Source organism: Streptomyces sp. NPDC101178 (assembly GCF_044767965.1).
Lineage (GTDB): Bacteria > Actinomycetota > Actinomycetes > Streptomycetales > Streptomycetaceae > Streptomyces.
Genome location: NZ_JBIWOZ010000007.1, coordinates 371216 through 390223, shown reverse-complemented (window position 1 = coordinate 390223; position 19008 = coordinate 371216). Strand labels below are relative to the sequence as shown.

The following is a 19008-nucleotide window of genomic DNA, read 5'->3' as shown; positions in this document are numbered from 1 at the left end:
TGCCCGTGCGGGCAGCCGGACTCCGGCGGCTCCCGAAACTCCGGTGGCCGTCCGTGTCTTTTCCAGGACCGACAGTAAGGCGGGTCGGACGGACCCGCAGCACGGGCGCGGCCGAGTACGAGCGGACATTCGCACCATGTCCGCGACCGCCTCGCACCCCTCCGGGCACACGAGCACGCGAAAGGCGGCCCGGTCGTCCTCGATCGACCGGGCCGCCCCCTCGCCCTTCCGCGTACTGCCGTCGCCGCGTCGCCTCAGCGGCTGTCGCCTGCCGTGGCCGGCTCGTTCGCCGGTGCGCTCCCGGCGGCCTCGCCCGGCGCGCCGGGCTTCTCTCCGGGCTCCGTGTGCTCCCCGTGGTCTCCGTGCGAGGTGTCGCCCACCGACGGCACGTGGCGCAGCAGGACGAAGGCCGCCACAGCGAGCGCGGCGACGATGACGCCCGCGATACCGGACGCGAGGTTCAGCCCCTCGGTGAAGGCATGCCGCGCATCCGCCAGAAGCTCGGCGCCGAGCCCGCCGGGCAGGCCGTCGGCTACGGCGTCCGCACCGGCGAGAGTGTCACGCGCGGTGTCCGCCACAGCGCCGGGCAGGTCCGACGAGAGCGCGCCGCTGATCTCGGACCGGTACACAGCGGTGACGACACTGCCGAGGCCGGCGATTCCCGCAGCCATGCCGAACTCCATGCCCGCCTCCGACAGGGACGCCGCCGAACCAGCCCGCTCGGGCGGTGCCGAGCCGACGACCAGGTCCGTACCGAGCACCATCAGCGGGCTGATGCCGATGTAGATGAGGACGAACCCGCTCACCAGCAGCGGCAGCCCGCCCTCGCTGCCGACCTGGGTGACCAGCGCGTATCCCACCACCGACACGCACAGGGAGCTTCCGACCACGTACCCGGGACGGATGCGCTGGGCGATCGCGGGCGTCAGCGACGAGGTGATGATCAGCGCGGCGGCCGCGGGCAGCAGCCACAGTCCCGACTCCATCGGCGACAGGCCCTCCACCAGCTGGAGGTACTGACTGACGAACAGGTAGAGCCCACCCATCAGCCCCAGACCGAGCATCAGCACCAGCAGCATCGCGCCGAACGCACGGTTGGAGAACAGCCTCAGGTCCATCAGCGGATCGGCCAGCCTGCGCTGACGGTGGACGAACACCACGCCGAGCAGCAGGCCGGCCAGGAGCATGCCGATCGCCACAGCGTTCGGCCCGTGCTCGGCCAGGCTCTTGATCCCGTAGATCACCGGCAACACCGTCAGCAGGGACAGCGCCACACTGGCGAGGTCGATGCGTCCGGCATCCGGGTCCTTGTACTCCGGAAGGAGCACGGGTGCGACCACCAGGAGCACCACCATCACCGGCACGGCCAACAGGAACACCGAGCCCCACCAGAACCACTCCAGCAGCACACCACCCAGGACCGGGCCGATGGCGATGCCGACGGAGAAGCAGGTGACCCAGACGCTGATGGCGACCCCGCGCTGCCGGGGATCCCTGAACATGTTGCTGATCAAGGCCAGCGTGGACGGCATCAGGGTGGCACCGGTGATACCGAGCAGCGCGCGCCCCGCGATCAACGCCTCGGGGCTGGTGGCCGTCGCGGCGATGACGGAGGCGATCCCGAAGCCCAGCGCACCGATCATGAGCAGCCTGCGCCGCCCGATGCGGTCTCCCAGCGTTCCCATGGTGATCAGGAAGCCGGCGATCATGAAGCCGTAGATGTCCACGCTCCAGAGCAACTGCGTGCTACTGGGCTTGAGATCGGCGCTGATCTGCGGAATCGCGAGATTCATCACGGTCGCATCGAGTGCCAGCAGGATGGTGGGGAGCGTGAGCACGAAGAGCCCGAGCCACTCCCGTCGTCCGGCCCTCTCCTGAGACATCGGGGGATCTGTGGTCGTCCGGGACATCGGTGCTCCTGCGAGGGGTCGGCGTACCGCCGAGGGTGATGGATGTGTCCCATGCTCGGGCGGCGCGCTCACCGCAGGGTAATCGCGAGGTCACCACGTGTTCTGTCATGGAGGGCGTGGGCGGACAGGGAAGGCCGGTCATCCCGGAGGGGACCGGCGCAGGCGGTGACCTGCCACGACGGGGAGTCCTCGATCACTGACCTGCGCAAATTGCCTTTCAGTTGTTGCACGCTCATGCGGGTTGATGGGGTTCGAAGTCCCAGGAAAGTCCCAGAGGACTCCCACGGCAGACGGTGTCCTTTCGGTTCTACTCGACGTAGGACGGAGCGCAGCCGCCAAGACCTCGGCACTGGCGGTCGCCTTGACGGAACGGCAGTGCGGCCTTCCTCGATGGCCTGCCCGTCTGCTCACGGCCCCGGGATGCCGCCGCGAGGTGGGTGCCAGGACGCCCGGCACATGTCGACTGATGGGCGGTAGATTTGGTGCACCCTGAGGAACACATCGCCACCTGCGTGGACCCGCAGGTAGGCCACGCGGCCTACCGCCGTTTGGGAGGACAGGAGAGAAGTGTCGAAAGACGGTCGGGAGGAGAGACGTCAGCACGGCGAGCTGGTCGCGGATGTGCTCGCGGTGCTGTGGGAGGCGGGAAGTCCTATGACCGCGCAGCAGGTGAACGCTGCGCTTGGCAAGGGGCTGGCCAGGACGACGATGGCCACCATCCTGAGTCGCCTCTATGAAAAGGGCACGCTGCGCCGTGTCCCGGCGGGACGCGGTTTCGCCTACGAGCCGGTTGAGGACGCGGCCGGTCTGGTCGCGGGACGGATGCGTCGTGAACTGGAGAGCGACCCACGGCGGGATCTGGTGCTGAAGCGTTTTGTGTCCTCGCTCTCCGCGAGTGACGAGGAAACCCTCCGGAGTCTTCTCCGTGAGGCCGAGGGCGGCTCTGAGTGACGTATGTGCTGGTTCTGATCGTCCTGACCCTGGCTATCCCGTGGGGTGGGGCGGTCATCGCGAGACGTCTTGCGGGGGTGCTGCCGCCTCGCTGGGCCTGCTTGATGTTGACCGGTGCGGCAGTTCTGCTGGCTGGTGGGACGATCTCCACGCTGATCGGCCTCTTCCATGTGCCGTTCCTCGCCTCCCTGGAGCATGTGCCCTTGGCTCAGGTGCTTGAGGTGTGGCCGGCGGTGGTTCCGTTCGCCGGTGCGGCGGGTGCGGCCCTGCTTGTCCAGGCCGTCATGGTGGTGAGGCGGTGGGTGCAGCACCGGATTTTGCTCAAGCGTGCCTGGCTGTCGGCGGACGAGGGTGTCGGGGGCGGGGACGTGCTGGTGGTTCCTGGAAGCGACGTGGATGCTTTCGCGCTTCCCGGCTACCGGGGGCGCAGGGGCCGGGTGGTGGTGACGTCCGGGATGGTGCGGTCGCTGAAGGAGGGGGAGCGCGAGGTTCTGCTGGCCCACGAGCGGGCGCACCTGGCCGGGCGGCACCACCTGCTGTCGGCGGTGGTCGATCTCGCCGCAGTTGTCCATCCTTCGATTCGTAGCCTGCGTGAGGCTTTGGTCTTCCATCTGGAGCGGTGGGCGGACGAGGACGCTGCCGCGGCCGTGGGAGACCGCCGGGTGGCCGCTGTGGCGATCGCTCGCGCGGCGCTGGCCGGTAAGTCCCGTGGTCGTGTCGCCGGGTATCCGTTGTTGTCGGCGACGAGTGGTCCGGTTCCGCAACGCGTCGAGGCCCTGCTCCTGCCTGAGCCGGTGGCTCCGCATGGTTCCGCCCGGAGAGCAGGTGTCACCGCCGTGGCGGGAGCCGTGGCCGGAGGGGCAGTGGCGGCTCTCGCGCTTGCGTATGGGCTCCACGAATACGTGGAGTACGCGGCGCGGCAGCTGATCGGCGTGCCGGGTGGGTGTTCAAGCATGTGGGGCGTGGTGGACGCACTGGTTGGTTCAGGCGGCTGACCGGGCGGGGACCGCTCCTCAGTGGTCAGGCCGCAGTGGGGGCGGGCTTGGACTGTGGGGCGGACAGGGCTGTGTCATAGCGGCGCAGGAGGAGGACTGCGGTGGCGGCGAGGCCGGTGAGGAGGCCGAGCCAGATGCCGAGGGTGTCGAGCCCGAGGCCGTAGGCGAAGAGCCAGGCAGCGGGTAGTCCGATGGCCCAGTAGCCGATCAAGGTGATGCGGAAGCCGCTCTTGGTGTCGTCGAGGCCGCGCAGAAGGCCGACGCCGATGTTCTGGGCGCAGTCGAAGAACTGCAGGAACGCGGTGATGACCAGCAACTGGGCGGCGATGGTGAAGGTCTGGTCGGAGCCCGTTTCGAGGAACGGGGCCAGGACAAGGCCGGGCACGGTCAAGTACAGGGTGCCGACGACGGTCATGACGACGCCGGCGCACGCCAGGGCGGTGTTCTTGACGCGTCGGGCACCGTCGCGGTTACCGAGGGCGAGTTCGCGGCTGACATTGATGGACGCGGCGTGGGACAGGCCGATCGCCACTTGGAAGACGATGTAGACGAGTTGGTTGACCGCGGTGTGCGCCGCGAGTGCGTCCGCGCCGAAGGAGCCCGCCATCAGGGCGGTGACGGAGAAGAAGCCGGCTTCGGAACCGTAGGTGGCCGCGATCGGGACGCCCAGGACGAGGAGTCGCTTGACGGTTGCCGCGTCGGCGCGGGTGATGTCGAGGCTGAGGAGAGGGGCCAGCTGCCTGTCTCGTTTCGCGGCGAGGTAGAGGGCGACGAAGGACAGCAGGTAGACGGTCGAAGTGGCCAGGCCGACACCCGTGAGGCCGAGCTGGGGCATTCCGAAGGTGCCGTGGATGAGGACCCAGTTGAGTCCGGCGTTCATGGCGATGGAGACGAGGGTGATCTGCAGGAGGGCCTGTGGGCGCCGCATGCCGACGGTGAACTGGCGGATGGCTTGGAACCACAGGCAGGGCAGCAAGCCGGGGGCCAGGGCGTAGAGCATGGTCCGTGTGAGGCTGACGACGGAGGCATCCTGGCCGAGCCAGGAAAGCGTGTGGCCGATCAGGACCAGGAGGATGGCGCCGGTGATTCCGGCGAGGGTGGCGACGGCGAGGCCGGCGCGGACGATGGCCCGCACTTCGCTGTGACTGTCCTCCTCCGAGGTGGCGTCGCCCTCGGTCTTTTCGGCTCGGGCAGCGGCTGCGGCGATCTGGTTGCCGACGGCGGTGCAGAGGCCGACGCACATGGTGCGGATCTGATTGAAGATCACGATGGCGAGGCCGCCGGCCGCGAGTTCGGTGGTGCCCAGCAACCCCATCATCACGGTATCGGTGGTCGTCAGGGCGACCTGTGCGAGCTGGGTGAGGATGAGTGGGATGGCCAGGACGCCGAGCGCGCGGCTGTCGCGAAGGAGGGTTTTCAGCATGGGCTATCGGTTCCTGCGGAGCTTGGTGAGGTGTTCGCCGACTTCACGTTCGGCCTCGGGGCTGAGGAGGCCGTGTGCGGCCATCCAGTCGTCGTTGAAGACGGTGTCCATGTACTTCTCACCCCCGTCGTTGATCAGGGCGACCATAGTGGTGCCGGGCGGCAGTGAGGGCAGACGGGTCAGCGCCTCGTAGAGGACGCCGCCGGCGGAGCCGCCGATGAGTACCCCGGTGCGGGCGACGGCGCGGCAGGTGGCGAAGGCTTCGATGTCGCCGACCTTGACGCCCTCATCGATGAGGTCGAAGTCGACCAGGGCACCGATCTCGGCGCCTTCGGGGGTGCCGGTGCCGGACTGGTAGTAGTCGTGGGCGGGGCCGCCGAAGGCGATGGAGCCCTTGGGCTCGACGCCGACGACGGTGAAGCCGGAGGTGATCTTGGCCAGTTCCCGGGCGGTGCCGCACAGACCGCCGCCGGTGCCGACGGCGCCGATGAGGACACCGATGTCGCCGTGGAGGGCCTCGGCGAGTTCGTGGGCCACGGAGAAGTATCCGACGCCGTTGGCGGGGTTGTTGTGCTGTTCGGTGAAGATGGTGTTGTCCTTGCCGCGCGCCATGTTCTCGGCGAGTTCCTCGCGGGCGGCGGTGTGGAGTTCGTCGCCGTCGCTGTCGGCGTCGACGTAGACGAGTTCGGCGCCGAGGGCCTTCATGGCGCGCAGTTTGTCGGCGGCGGCGTGGTTGTCGACCACGGCGGTGAAGGTGTAGTCGCGCTCGGCGGCGATGACGGACAGGCCGAGGCCGGTGTTGCCGGAGGTGGATTCGATGATCCGGCCTCCGGCGCGGAGCTCTCCTGTGGCTTCGGCCGCGTCGACCATGGCGCGGGCCATGCGGATCTTCGCGGTGCCGGTGGGGTTGAACATCTCCAGCTTCAGCAGCAGGCGGCTGCCGGTCTCGGTGGTGGCGAGTTCCAGCAGAGGGGTGTAGCCGATGAGATCGGACAGGCGGGAGACGACGGTGGGCCGCTGAAGGACTCCGGACATCAAGGGGCTCCTAGGGACGTAGCGGGCAGGACGAGGGCTTCGATGGTCAGGTGAAGTGGCGGTCGAGGCGCCAGCGCGGCCGTATCCGGTCGGTGCGGTCCACCACGACCTTCGGCGGCAGCGGCAGGTCGTGGAACGGAGATTCGTTGGAGTCCATCTGGTAGCCGGCCGTATTCGGGTACAGCAGCAGGTCTCCGACCTGCGGCGGCTGACGGAAGGCGACCTTGCGCCAGGTGAGCATGTCCGATTCCAGGCAGCTGGCGGCACCCACGCTGGCGGGGAACAGGCCGGTCGTGGCGGCCGGGTCGCGCGGAATCAGCTGAGGGTCGGGAAGGTATTCACTGTTGAACCACTGCTCGGACAGACTCAGGCTCGTGCCGTCGACCGTCACGATCTGATACCCGTCACGGTGCTTGACGCCTTGGATGGTGAATACGGTCGCGCCCGCCTGGTCGAGCAGCGCCCGGCCGGGTTCGAGCAGCAGCTCGATCCCGGCGTCCTTGAGCTGGTTCGCCAGAGTGGAGTGGGAGTTCACCGGCTGGGTGGCCAGGAGTGCGGTCACGGCGTCCGCTCCGGCGAGTGGGGAGTGGTAGGGGTAGAAGTCGGTGGTCCGGAAAGACTTTCCGCCGTGGTAATGGGCGGGGCTCTGGGTGGCGAGGAAGGTATGCCAGCTCTCGGCGTCGGTGTAGCTGATGGGCAGCCCGCCGCCGATGGATATCCGTCCGGCCTCCAGGCCGTGGCTCCGTGCGTCGGCACAGAGGTCGATCAGGCGGGCGGTGAGATTGGCCCGGGGCTGGAGGGCGTAGCCGGACAGGTGGAAGCTGAAGCCCTCCATCCGGATCGCGTCTCGTGCCTCCACGCATCGCTTGAGGGCTGTGGTCAGCTCGCTTTCGCTCATGCCGAACCGGGAGTGTTGCTGAGTGGCGGGCAGGGCGCGCAGCAGTACCCGGGCCGGGCGGGCGCCTCCGGTCAGTGCCAGGGAGATCACCTGGTCGAGTTCGTCGAGGGCGTCGACGGCGATGGTGGCGCGGTGAGCGAGGGCCAGCCGCAGCAGGACAGGGCTTTTGGCCGGGCCGGTCACCATGAGGTGTTCACCGCGTACGCCGTGGCCGAGGGCTTCGCGCAGTTCTGCGGCGGAGGCGACATCGACGCCCGCTCCGCCGGCCGCGGAGCGTTCTGCGAAGACGGCGGCCTTGTTGGCCTTCTTCGCGTAGTAGACGAACCCGTCCACGCCGGCCTTGGTGAGGGCGTCCTGCATGGCGACGAGGTTGGCGGTGAAGGCGTCGGGCAGCAGGAAGTGGAAAGGGCCGCTGAATGCGTAGGCGAGTTCGGCCGCGAGTCCGCTGGCGATGACCGGGAACGTGGCCGGGCTGGGCACGGCGGGCAGCGTCGGCCAGGCAGAGCCTGAGGCTACTTCCACAGGGGTATCTCCGTTCCGAGGTTCTGTTCGAGGGCGAGCTGGGCGAAGCGGTGGCCGAGGCCGATGTCGGTGACGACGAGGCCACTGTTGTAGGCGAAGATCCGCTCGGTGGGGCGCGTGCGTCCTGCGGTCCGTCCGGAGAGGATGTCGGCGAGTTCGACGTCGACGGGGCGGAGCGTGCCGTCCGGGTGGACGAGGTCGCTGCCGGTGTGGGCCATCTGTTCGGCGCTGGTGGCGATGACGCGGTCAGCGCGGTGCAGGGTGGAGGGTGCGAGTCCGTAGCCGACCAGGATGGACAGGGCCCCTGGTTTGAGCCAGCCGGACTCGACGGCCGCCGGGGTCGTGGGGCCGGCGGTGCCGATCAGGATGTCGGCCTCCTTGGCCGCTGCCCGTAGGTCGGTGACGACTTCCACCTTGCGGTCGGGGAAGTGGGCGGCGAACTGCTCGCACACGGCCGAGATGCCGTCGGGGTGGGTACCGAACAGCGTCAGCCGCTCCAGATCCGGCAGTGCGGTCACCAGAAGAGGCAGCGCCATGCGGGCGGTGGTCCCGGTGCCGATCAGCAACGCGGTGCGAGCGTGCGGGGCGGCGCATGCCCGGGCCATGAGGGCGGAGACGGCCGGGGTGCGCAGGGAGCCGATCCGGCCGCAGTCCATGAGTGCCAGCGGCAGTCCGGCGGCGTCGTCGTACAGGGTGAGGGTGGTGTAGTGCCGCAGTTGGGCACGGTCCTGGTGCGGGTCGTGCCGGTAGGAGGCGCGGATGGCGACGACCTGGCGGTTTCCGTCCCGGCCGAGCATCGCGTACGAGACGGAGCTGTTGTCGGGCGGGCTGACGGACAGCTTGGCGGGGTTGGCCGATGTCCCGTCCGCGAGGGGTCTGATGGCCTGCGCGACGACATCGAGGACGTCGGTGAGGGTGATGTCGATGGCGTCGACGTCGCGGCGGGTGAGGATGCGCAGGCTCTTGTCGTCGGTTTCCACGGCGTGATTCTTTTCCCGTCCGGTCAGGAGAAGGCGAGGAGGGCTGCCTGGCCGTATCCGTGCTCGTGGGCCTCGACGGCCGGGCGGGTCGGCCGTCCGGTGACGCGCACGGAGGCGCGCTTGAGCCAGCGGTCGGTTCCGTCGAAGCGGGCGGTGAAGGGAACCCGGCCGTGGACGACGATGTCGTTGTCCACGACCAGGATGTCGCCGGGCTCCAGGCTCACCGCGACCGAGACCCGGGCCAGTTCGTCCTCCAGGCGTCGGTATGCCTCGCGCCACTCGGTGTCGGCTTCGTGCATCGGTGTGTAGGCCGGGTCGAACCGCATGGTCAGACCCTCGGAAGTGTCGAACAAGGTCGGAACGGGCGCGGGACGGCCGGCGAACTGCTGGGCGTCCTCGTAGGCGTCGTCCGGCAGGATCGGTACGACCGGGCGCTGGAGCTGTTCCACATCGGCCCGCGCGAGAGCCGTCCGGCGGATGCTGGCGGCGGTGGTCGCGATGTTGTCGTGGTTGCGCATGCAGCACAGCAGGAGCAGGTGCGCGCGGCCCGGGTGGAAGGCGTCCTCGGTGTGCGGCGTGAGCAGCACACCGCTGGACGCACCGGTCTGCTCGCTTTCGTGCCCGGGCGAGGGAACGATGTTGTGCACGAACCGGCCCTCCTGCTGCCCGTCCCAGGCGATCGGGGTGCCCATCAGCGTGGAGACGAGCAGCAGCACTACGTCCCAGACCGCACCCGCGTCGCCGACCGTCGACCAGTGGCCGGGCGTGTAACCCAGTTCGGTGTCATCGAGATGGAGACCGCGCAGGACGAAGAGTCCGTCGGCGGTGTCCACGGGGCGCAGGGCCTGCCGAACCGTGTCCCCGAGGCGTGCGCATGCCTCGGGGAGGGCCGTGAGCAGTTCGGGCGAGGTGGCGGAGCCGTGCTCGGCCAGCAGTTCGGCCGCTGCGGTGGTCAGTTCCGCTGCGGCGGCGGGGTCGAGGGAGCGTACCGGGGCAGGGCAGGTGGGCACGATGGGACCTTCCGGGGCAGGGCGAACCGAAGCGCGGGCATGCGGCATCACCGCACCGGCTCGAGAAAGGGGAGAAGTAGGCGAAATGGTCGGCGGCGCTACGCGGCTCGGAGCACCGCCGGACATCGGGAACGTAACAACGCCGAACTACTCAGGCAACCCTAACCGGATCGATTGACTACATCAACGTAGACTAATTTTCGGCCATTCCGCGCAGAGCTGATGGTCCATCAAAAACACTTCTGAGCAGCAAAGTTCTATGAATTTCGCCGCCCCTCGGTGGGGGAGGGGGTGGGGCTGAGCGGCTTGCGAAGGATGGCTGAGTTCGGTTAGGTGACCCTAAGAAACACCGAGCGCGAACCTGAGACGAGGAACCAGACGTGGGCGTCACCAGACGACAGCTGCTGTGGGCCGGCACCGCCCTCGGAGCGGCGGGACTTCTCGCTGCCTGCGGCGGCGGCAGTGAGAAGCCCGAAGGCACAGCGGCCTCTGGTGAGGCAGACGAGAAGCCCCGTTCCGGCGGCACTTTGAGGGTGGGTGCGCTGGGGCGGGCGAGTGCGATCACGCGAGACCCGCACGGGACGCAGGGCAACGAGAGCGACTACCTCATCCTCGCGCTGGTCTTCGACACGCTCACCGTGCCCGGCGCCAGGACGAACACAGCCCCGCGCCTGGCCACGTCGTGGGAGCCGTCGGCGGACCTGAAGACCTGGAAGTTCAAGATTGCCCAGGGCGCGGTGTTCCACGACGGCACACCGGTAACCGCCGAGGACGTCGTGTGGTCGCTGAAGCGGCTGCGCAACACCCCTTCCGGGGCAGCGCGTCTTCCCGGTATCCAGGCGAAGAACATCAGCGCACAGGGCACGGACACCGTCGTGGTCGTCTCCGACTACGCCAACGCCGAGTTCCCCCTCATGACCCGGTTCTCGTCCTTCGTGATGAAGAAGGACACCAAGGACGCGGAGATCGCCAAGGCGCCCGGCACCGGCCCGTTCCAGCTGGACTGGTTCCGGGGCGGCAACGCCCGCCTCGTGCGCAACGAAAAGTGGTACGGCCCGAAGGTGCACCTCGACGCGATCGAGGTCACCATGTTCGAGACCCCGCAGGCCATGACGAACGCCCTGCTGGCCGGCCAGATCGACCTGGCTTCCAACGCCGGTGCCGTCGCCGCCCGTACCGCCGAGTCCCGCAAGGACCTGCAGGTGCTGCGCCGGACCGACGACATGGCCATGCCGATCGTCATGCGGACCGCGAAGGGCAGCCCGTTCGCGGACGAGCGGGTCCGCGAGGCGATGCGCCTGGTCGTGGACCGCGAGGCGATGGTCAAGCAGGTCCTGTCCGGCTACGGCACCGTCGCCAACGACATCCTGGGCACCGGCGACCCCGATTACGCCAAGGGCATTCCGCAGCGCAAGCGCGATGTGGCCAAGGCGAAGCAGCTGCTGAAGGACGCCGGCTTCGACCTTTCCAAGACGTACGAGCTGGTCACCACCGAGGACATATCCGGCCTCGCCGACTCCGCGACGCTGTTCGCCAACCAGGCCCGCGAGGCCGGGGTCAAGATCAAGGTCGTCAAGCAGGAGTCCGGCGCGTTCTACGAGAAGACCTGGAAGACCGGCGACTTCTACGTCACCTACTGGGGGACGAACGACTCGGTGGTCTTCTTCGCCTCCAAGACCATGGTCGGCGAAGCAGGCCAGAACGAGGCCGGCTGGAACGACGCGGGCTTCGACGCCGCCTACCGCAAGGTCATCGGCACCGCCGATCCGAAGCAGCGCACGGCAGCACTCATGGAACTCCAGAGGATCGAGTATGAGCGCTCCGGATACCTGCTGTGGGGCATGGCCGACGGCATCGACCTGGCCGCAGCGAAGGTGCGGAACCTTCCCGAGCTCGCCGGATACGGACGCGTGCAGCTCGAAGGCGTGTGGCTGCGTTGACCCCGAAGACCCCCGCACCGGTGGCCGCCGCCGGTGCTGGGGCGGCCACCGGGCCACGCCGGCCGGCACACCTCGTCGCCCGGATCGCGGGGACCCTCGGGCGGCGGGTCCTGATGCTGGTCGTGCTGCTCGCTCTGGTGTTCTCGGCCATCGAACTGCTGCCGGGCGATGCGGCCAGCGCCTCGGCCGAACGCGGGGAGAGCGCGGCCGATCTCGCCGAGCGCCGTCACCTGCTGGGCCTGGACCGGCCGGTGTGGGAGCGGTTCACCGACTGGATGACCGCCCTGCCCACCGGAGACCTCGGTACGTCCGCCCGTGGGCAGAAGGTCACCGAGCTCCTCGCCGACCCGCTGCCCAACACGCTCGTGCTCGCACTCTCCGCGCTCGTGATCACCGTCGTGCTCTCACTGCTGCTGGGCTGCTGGGCAGCCGCCCGCCCCGGTCGCCTGACCGACCGCGCGATCTCGCACGCCACGACCGCCGCGTTCGCGGTCCCGGAGTTCGTGGTCTCGGCGCTGCTGCTGCTGGTGCTGTCCCTGTGGACAGGCTGGCTGCCCGCGGTCACCGTGACCGGCGGGGACGGCAGGCCCGCGACCTGGACCATGCTGATCATGCCGGTTCTGGCCCTGGTCATCCCTCAGACCGGCTGGAACACCCGCGTCGTGCGGGGCGCGCTGGCCGACCAGGCGTCCACCCCGCACGTCGAGGCGGCGCACCTGGACGGTCTGCCGCTGCGCCGGATCCTGATGAGCCACCAGCTGCCCGGCGCCGTACCGGCCATCGCCACGGGCATCGCCACCTCCACCGGCCTGCTGTTCAGCGGGGCGGTCGTCGTGGAGACCCTGTTCAACTACCCCGGTATCGGAACCGTCCTGGCCGGAGCGGTCGCAGCGCGCGACACCCCGCTGATCGCCGGAGTGGTCATCTGCGCCGGTGCCGTCGTCAGTCTCGTCCTGCTGGCAGCCGACCTCATCCGTCAGGCGACCCTGGGAGTCCGCGCATGACCGCCGTCCTGCCTGTGGCCGTACGCCGGGAATCCCGCCGGGCCAGGACCATCGCGCTCGCGGTGGTGGCCGTGCTGCCGCTGCTGGTCGCGCTCGCCGGGCCGCTGATCGCTCCGCTCACCGTGGACACCCCGGTCACGGCACCGTTCGCCGCACCGGGCGACGGTGCCGTGCTGGGCGGGGACCAGCTGGGCCGCGACGTCCTGAGCCGTGTCCTGCACGGCGGCACCCTCCTCATCGCCGGCGCTCTCCTCGTCGCCGTCGTCATCGCTCTCACTGCCACGCTGGTCGGCATCACCGCTGCGCTGCGGCCGGCACTCGGCCGTGCGGTCGAGCGCAGCGCGGACGTCGCGATCCTCCTGCCACCACTGCTGGGCATCATGCTCATCGCCCTGGCGTGGCCCGGCGGCGGACGGTGGGCGGTGATCGCCGCCGCCATCGTCCTCGGCACCCCGTACGCAGTCCGGGTCGTCGCCTCAGCGGCATCCCCGCTCACCACCGCCGGGTACGTCGAAGCAGCTCTGACCCGCGGTGAGTCGACCACCTACATAGCGCTGCGCGAAATCCTGCCCAACCTCCGCGGCACCCTCCTCACCCTCTTCGGCCTGCGGTTTGTGGAAGCCTTCTACGTCATTGCCATGGCCGGATTCCTCCAGATCGGGCCCCAGCCGCCCGCCTCGGACTGGTCGTTGATGGTCCGGGAGAACGCCTCCGGCATCCTCCTCAACCCCTGGGCCGTCATCGCCCCCAGCCTGGCCATCGCTCTGCTGGCGATCACGGCCAACCTGGCAACTTCGGCCCTGGCCCCCGACACCACAGCGAAGGCGGTGACCCGCTCATGAGCGAACTCGCCCCCCTCCCCGCCCCCACCTCGGCACCCATGCCTCCCGCGCCGCTCATCACCGTGTCGGGCCTCCAAGTGCGGCTTCCGCAGGGGCCGGTCCTGCTACCCGCGACGACCGCTGAGATACACGCGGGGCGGGTCACCGCCCTCATGGGCGCCTCGGGCTCCGGCAAGACCACTCTGCTGCGCGCCCTCATCGGCCACCTCCCCCCGGGGGCCGCCATCACCGGAACCCTCGACGTTCTCGGCCGCACACCGCACCGCCTGTCGGACAAGGAGCTGCGCGCGCTGCGCCGGACTGCGGTCGCGTACGTCGGCCAGGACCCCGGCTCGGCCCTCAACCCGCGTATGACCGCTCGCCGTCTGGTCGCCGAACTCGCCACCGAACCGGGCGACAAGGCGGTACGTGAGCTGCTGGCCGAATGCCGCCTGCCCGTCGACACCGGCATCGCCGACCGCCGGCCCACAGCACTCTCCGGGGGCCAGCAGCGACGCCTCGCGCTCGCCCGCGCCTTGGCCCGCGACCCCAGGATCCTTCTCCTGGACGAGCCCACCGCCGGACTCGACCACGCAGTACGGGAAGAGATCGCGCACCTGCTGCGGCGCCTCGCCACCAGCCGGAACCTCGCCGTCGTGATCGCCACCCACGACGCCCACCTCGCCGAAACCTGCGCCGAACACACCATCCGGCTCACGCCCAGCGCCGCGCCCCCAGCCAGCACAGCCGTTGACCTGCCCAGCACCGCCGACCCGCGCCCCACTCCCTCCGGCGGCGGAATCGCGGCAGTGGCGGTCAACGCCCACTTCGGCAACCGCCGCCGAAAGAGCGTCGCCCTCACCGACGTGGCGTTCGACGCGGCCCCTGGTACAGCCACCGCCGTCATCGGTCCCTCCGGCTCCGGCAAGACCACTCTCCTGCGCGTCCTGGCCGGACTCCACCCCAACCACAGCGGACACCTCACCCTCGACGGCGACCCGCTGGCCGCACATGTCCAACGCCGTACGCGGGAACAACGGCGCCGCATCCAGCTCGTCCCGCAGAACCCGCTGGCGACCCTCAACCCCCGTCACACCATCGGCCGGCAACTGGCCAGGCCCCTGCGCCTCCACACAGACCTGCCCAGAAGCGGCCGGTCCGCCCGCGTCACCGAACTCCTCGCCCAGGTCGACCTGCCCGCCGAGCACGCCGACCGCTACCCCGGCGAACTCTCCGGCGGACAGCGCCAACGCGTCTCCATCGCACGTGCCCTCGCCGCCCGCCCCGACATCCTGCTCTGCGACGAAGTCACCTCCGCCCTCGACGCGGACACCGCCCTCGGCATCATGGAACTGCTCACCCGCCTGCGCTCGCAACACCACGTGGCCCTCATCGTGGTCTCCCACGAACACCACCTGATCGCCCGCTACACCGACACCGTCCACCTGCTGAACGCAGGCCACATGACCGACAGCGGCCCCACGGCCCGACTGCTGCGCACCTGACGCCCCAGCCGGGCACCGGACTTCAGCGGTCGGTGGCTCGGCCGGACGTGCCCACGATCACCAGGCAACCGTGCCGGCCCCACCAGACCGACGAGTGGACGCCCCGTCGGGCCGGCCCGTTCCGGTCTGCCTCCGATACGGCCGCCGTCGAATCGTTATTTATCGGATCAAAAGCTACCGAAGAGCTGGACGATTTTGCCAAAACTTAGGCTAGCCTAAGTAGAAATTGCTCTTTCTTGGGAAAGGTTTTGCCATGTCTTGGTCCAGGCCCAGTCGCGCGTGTGTGCTCGCCGTCACCGCTCTCTCGCTCCCGTTCCTCGCTGCCTGCGGCGGGGAGTCGGACAGCAAGGGGGCCAGCGCCTCCGAGAAGCCCGCAGCGGAGAACTCCAGCCTCGTCGTCTACTCGGGGCGGAGCGAAGAGCTCATCGCCCCCCTGCTCAAGGACCTGGAGAAGGCCACGGGCGCCAAGGTCGAGGTCCGGTACGGAGACAGCGCCGAACTCGCCGCCCAGCTCCTCGAAGAGGGCGACAAGACCAAGGCCGACCTGTTCTTCTCGCAGGACGCCGGTGCCCTGGGAGCCCTGGGCAAGAACGGACGCCTGGCGGAGCTGCCGCAGAAGTCGCTCGACGCGGTGGACAAGGCGTTCCGGGCGGAGGACAGGACGTGGATCGGTGTCTCGGGCCGGGCTCGCGTCATCGCGTACAACGGCGACAAGGTCAAGAACGCTCCCTCGTCGGTCGACGACCTGACGAAGCCCGAGTGGAAGGGCAAGGTCGGATACGCCCCGACCAACGCCTCGTTCCAGGCGTTCGTCACCGGCATGCGTGTCATGAAGGGCGAAGACGCCACGCGTACCTGGCTCAAGGACTTCAAGGCCAACGAGCCCCAGGTGTTCGAGAAGAACGGCGCGGTGCTCGACGCCGTGAACGCGGGCAAGGCGGAACTCGGTCTCATCAACCACTACTACTGGTACGAGAAGGCCGCCGAGGTCGGCGAGGACAAGATCAAGGCCAAGCTCAGCTTCCCGACGAAGGGCGACCCGGGCGCTCTCGTGAACGTCGCGGGAGTCGGCGTCCTCAAGGGCACCGACGCCGACGCCACGGCCCAGAAGGCTGTGGACTTCCTGCTGTCGGAGCAGGCGCAGACCTACTTCGCCGACGAGACTCACGAATACCCGCTCGCCGCGGGCGTGTCCAGCAAGGACGAGCTGCCGGAACTCGACTCGATCGGCACCCCGGAGGTCGACCTCAGCAAGCTCGAGTCCCTCGACGTGACCCTGGAGATGCTCCAGGAAGCCGGGATGGTCTGACCCACGTGAAAGCACCCGGTTCCCGGGCGTCCAGGCGCCGGGTTCTGCTCACGCCCCCTCGTCGCCGTGTGGACGGTGCCGCCGCGCCGTCCGCACGGGAAAGGTGGGCGCGCCGGCGCGTACCCGGTCGCCGGCGTCCTCCTCTGCCGCTGCTCGCCGCCGCCTTTGTCGCCGCGATCGTGGCCCTTCTGCCGCTCCTGTACCTCGGGGTTCGCGCGATGGAGCGCGGACCGGCCTTCACCTGGGACGTCATCGCGGGAGACCGCGTGGCGGAACTCCTGATGCGCAGCATCGGGTTGGCGGCTGTCGTCGTGGTCGCGAGCCTGGTCATCGGTATCTCGCTCGCGTGGCTGACGAGCCGTACGGCCCTGCCCGGCGCCCGCCTGTGGTCCGTGCTGGCCACGCTGCCCCTGGCCGTGCCGAGCTACGCAGCCGGTTTCGCCTGGATCTCGGCCGAGGACGAGCTGGCCGGCTTCACCGGCGCGGCACTGGTGCTCACGCTCGTGAGCTACCCCTATGTGTACCTCCCGGTCACAGCGGCGCTGCGGCGGATGGACCCTGCGCAGGAAGAGGCGGCGCGTTCGCTGGGGCACGGTCCCTTCGCCGCGTTCCGGCGGGTGACCCTGCCTCAGTTGCGCCCTGCCGCCGCGGGCGGGTCCCTGCTCGTCGCGCTGTATGTGCTCTCCGACTTCGGCGCGGTCTCGATCATGCGGTACGAGACGTTCACCCGGGCCATCCACACGTCGTACAAGGCAAGTTTCGACCGGACGCCGGCCGCGGCCCTGGGTGTCGTGCTCGTGGTGATCACCGTCCTCCTGGTGGCCGCCGAATCGCGGACCCGGGGCCGGGGCGTGCACTTCAGCACCGGAAGCGGAGCGCCCCGTGCCGTGCGCCGCATCGCTCTCGGACGATGGCGCTGGCCCGCGCTGGCCTGGTCCACGGCGGTTGCCGCCGCCGGCGTCGCCTTTCCGGTCGGCACCCTCGGCTACTGGCTGACGGTGGGCAACTCGCGTACCTGGGAACCCGATCTCCTCCTGGAGACCACCGGCAACACGGTCCTGGTCGCGACGCTCGGCGCCGCGGCGACCGTCGCGCTCGCACTACCGGTCGGCGTACTCGCTGCGCGCTACCGCACCCGCAGCGCCCGTCTGCTGGAGCAGGCTGCCTACGCGGGCCACGCCGTCCCCGGCATCACGGTCGCCCTCGCCATGGTCTTCCTCGCCGTACGGTACGTGTATCCGCTCTACCAGGAACTGCCTCTCCTGGTCGCGGCGTACACCGTCCTCTTCCTGCCCGTCGCGGTGGCGAGCACCCGCGCGGCGGTGCTCCAGGCACCTCCCGTGCTGGAGGATGTGGCCCGGTCGCTGGGGCACGGTCCGCTCGCCGTGCTTCGCCGCGTCACCGTCCCCCTGGCCGCACCGGGAATTGCCGCGGGCGCCGCTCTCACGTTCGTCGTCGGGATGAAGGAGCTGCCGGCAACCCTCCTGCTCCGCCCGACCGGCATGGACACACTCGCCACGCGGCTGTGGACCGAGACCGGAACAGCCTCCTACGCCGCCGCGGCACCGTACGCCGCGGTGCTGATCGCCATCGCCGCCGTCCCCTCCTATTTGCTCGGAAGGCACCGCACATGACCGACCTGCGCATTGCGGGGCTGACCGCTTCGTACGATTCTTTGAACCGGCCGGTGCTCGACGGGCTCGACCTGACGGTGCCCGAAGGCTGTCTGGCCGCTGTGCTGGGGCCGTCGGGCTGCGGAAAGACCACGATGTTGCGCATCGTGGCGGGTTTTCTGCGTCCCGACTCCGGCACCGTGGACATCCGTTCCCGGACCGTCACCGGTCCTGGTCTGCACGTGCCGCCGGAGAAGCGGCGCGTCGGCATCGTTCCTCAGGAAGGCGCTCTCTTCCCGCATCTGACCGTCGCGCGCAACATCGCCTTCGGGCTTCCGCGCGGTGCGTCGGCGTCGGCGTCGCGCGGGAAGCGGGTCGGTGAACTGCTGGAGCTGGTCGGTCTGAACGGCTACGGAAGCCGGATGCCGCATGAACTCTCCGGCGGCCAGCAACAGCGCGTCGCCCTGGCCCGGGCCCTTGCGCCGAGCCCTGCGATCGTGCTGCTCGACGAGCCTTTCAACGCACTGGACAGCGCCCTGCGGGCCGGTATCCGCGATGACGTACGCGCCGCGCTGGCTGCGGCCGGTGCCACAGGCGTCCTGGTCACGCACGACCAGGAGGAGGCTCTTTCGAGCGCGGACCTGGTCGCCGTGATGCGTAACGGACGAGTGGTCCAGTGCGGAACGCCGCACGACGTTTACCACAGGCCCGCCGACCTCTGGACGGCCTCCTTCGTCGGTGACGCCGTCCGGCTCCCCGGCATGGCGCAGGGCGCGACCGTAGCGACGGCGTTGGGCGATGTTCAGCTCTACACACCGGCACCGGGCGGGACGGGCGTCGCCGTCATCAGGCCGGAGCAAGTGGTCCTGGTGCAGGGTGCCGACGACGGCCACGGCGGCATGGCAACTGTTCAATCCGTTGAGTTCCACGGACACCACAGCACGGTCAGAGTCGGAGTGCCGGGAATCAGCGGTGTGGTCACGGCACGAGTCCTCGGCTCTGTCCCGGCACGTCCAGGCGACGCGGTGACGATCGTTGTCTCCGGTCGGGCCACATGGCACGCGGACGGGTCGTGAACGACCCCGTACGAGG

15 protein-coding genes are annotated in these 19008 nt (G+C 69.4%); 9 read left to right on the top strand and 6 right to left on the bottom strand.

All coding sequences use genetic code 11. From position 1 onward, the window contains the following. Positions 1-254 precede the first annotated feature (254 nt). Entirely contained in the window at positions 255-1883 is a 1629-nt protein-coding gene (locus ACIRR8_RS22090; protein WP_404067356.1) for an MFS transporter, read from the bottom strand. Positions 1884-2477: 594 nt separating this feature from the next. Between ACIRR8_RS22090 and ACIRR8_RS22085 the strand changes: the two genes are divergently transcribed. Both ACIRR8_RS22085 and ACIRR8_RS22080 read left to right on the top strand, forming a co-directional pair. Continuing rightward, positions 2478-2861 carry a BlaI/MecI/CopY family transcriptional regulator gene (locus ACIRR8_RS22085; RefSeq protein ID WP_404067354.1) on the top strand — a complete coding sequence of 128 codons (384 nt, stop codon included), beginning with the start codon at positions 2478-2480 and terminating at the stop codon, positions 2859-2861. Next, the gene (locus tag ACIRR8_RS22080; RefSeq protein ID WP_404067351.1) at positions 2858-3856 is read left to right on the top strand and encodes a M56 family metallopeptidase; all 999 of its coding nucleotides are present in this window, start codon (positions 2858-2860) and stop codon (positions 3854-3856) included. Before ACIRR8_RS22085 ends, ACIRR8_RS22080 begins: the two co-directional genes overlap by 4 nt. A gap of 25 nt (positions 3857-3881) precedes the next feature. Here ACIRR8_RS22080 and ACIRR8_RS22075 read toward each other — a convergent pair whose 3' ends face one another. From ACIRR8_RS22075 to ACIRR8_RS22055, 5 genes are read right to left on the bottom strand one after another with little or no spacing between them, the layout of a single operon-like run. Next, positions 3882-5279 carry an MATE family efflux transporter gene (locus tag ACIRR8_RS22075; protein WP_404067348.1) on the bottom strand — a complete coding sequence of 466 codons (1398 nt, stop codon included), beginning with the start codon at positions 5277-5279 and terminating at the stop codon, positions 3882-3884. A gap of 3 nt (positions 5280-5282) precedes the next feature. After that, positions 5283-6314, bottom strand: coding sequence for a cysteine synthase family protein (locus tag ACIRR8_RS22070; protein ID WP_404067346.1), 1032 nt, complete (start codon positions 6312-6314; stop codon positions 5283-5285). Between the two features lie 46 nt (positions 6315-6360). Then, positions 6361-7692 carry a Y4yA family PLP-dependent enzyme gene (locus ACIRR8_RS22065; protein WP_404067344.1) on the bottom strand — a complete coding sequence of 444 codons (1332 nt, stop codon included), beginning with the start codon at positions 7690-7692 and terminating at the stop codon, positions 6361-6363. 32 nt (positions 7693-7724) lie between these two features. Beyond that, positions 7725-8714: an ornithine cyclodeaminase family protein gene (locus ACIRR8_RS22060; RefSeq protein ID WP_404067342.1), complete on the bottom strand. Its 990-nt coding sequence runs from the start codon at positions 8712-8714 to the stop codon at positions 7725-7727. 23 nt (positions 8715-8737) lie between these two features. Beyond that, entirely contained in the window at positions 8738-9724 is a 987-nt protein-coding gene (locus tag ACIRR8_RS22055; protein ID WP_404067339.1) for a TauD/TfdA family dioxygenase, read from the bottom strand. Positions 9725-10104: 380 nt separating this feature from the next. Here ACIRR8_RS22055 and ACIRR8_RS22050 point away from each other — a divergent pair, with 380 nt between their 5' ends. The 7 genes from ACIRR8_RS22050 (at position 10105) to ACIRR8_RS22020 (ending at position 18992) form a co-directional block, all read left to right on the top strand. Next, positions 10105-11664: an ABC transporter substrate-binding protein gene (locus tag ACIRR8_RS22050; protein ID WP_404067336.1), complete on the top strand. Its 1560-nt coding sequence runs from the start codon at positions 10105-10107 to the stop codon at positions 11662-11664. Then, positions 11652-12668, top strand: a complete 1017-nt coding sequence (locus ACIRR8_RS22045) for an ABC transporter permease (RefSeq protein ID WP_404067333.1) — start codon at positions 11652-11654, stop codon at positions 12666-12668. The genes ACIRR8_RS22050 and ACIRR8_RS22045 overlap by 13 nt, the downstream gene beginning before the upstream one ends. Then, positions 12665-13510 (top strand): ABC transporter permease, encoded by an 846-nt coding sequence (locus ACIRR8_RS22040; RefSeq protein ID WP_404067330.1) that lies wholly within the window; start codon positions 12665-12667, stop codon positions 13508-13510. Before ACIRR8_RS22045 ends, ACIRR8_RS22040 begins: the two co-directional genes overlap by 4 nt. After that, complete coding sequence (locus ACIRR8_RS22035; RefSeq protein ID WP_404067328.1) at positions 13507-14994, top strand: ABC transporter ATP-binding protein; 1488 nt, start codon at positions 13507-13509, stop codon at positions 14992-14994. Before ACIRR8_RS22040 ends, ACIRR8_RS22035 begins: the two co-directional genes overlap by 4 nt. A 253-nt stretch (positions 14995-15247) precedes the next feature. Beyond that, positions 15248-16303 carry an iron ABC transporter substrate-binding protein gene (locus ACIRR8_RS22030; RefSeq protein ID WP_404067325.1) on the top strand — a complete coding sequence of 352 codons (1056 nt, stop codon included), beginning with the start codon at positions 15248-15250 and terminating at the stop codon, positions 16301-16303. A 218-nt stretch (positions 16304-16521) separates the two neighbouring features. Further along, positions 16522-17937, top strand: a complete 1416-nt coding sequence (locus ACIRR8_RS22025; protein WP_404067323.1) for an ABC transporter permease — start codon at positions 16522-16524, stop codon at positions 17935-17937. Continuing rightward, the gene (locus tag ACIRR8_RS22020) at positions 17934-18992 is read left to right on the top strand and encodes an ABC transporter ATP-binding protein (RefSeq protein WP_404067321.1); all 1059 of its coding nucleotides are present in this window, start codon (positions 17934-17936) and stop codon (positions 18990-18992) included. The genes ACIRR8_RS22025 and ACIRR8_RS22020 overlap by 4 nt, the downstream gene beginning before the upstream one ends. Positions 18993-19008: the final 16 nt, after the last annotated feature.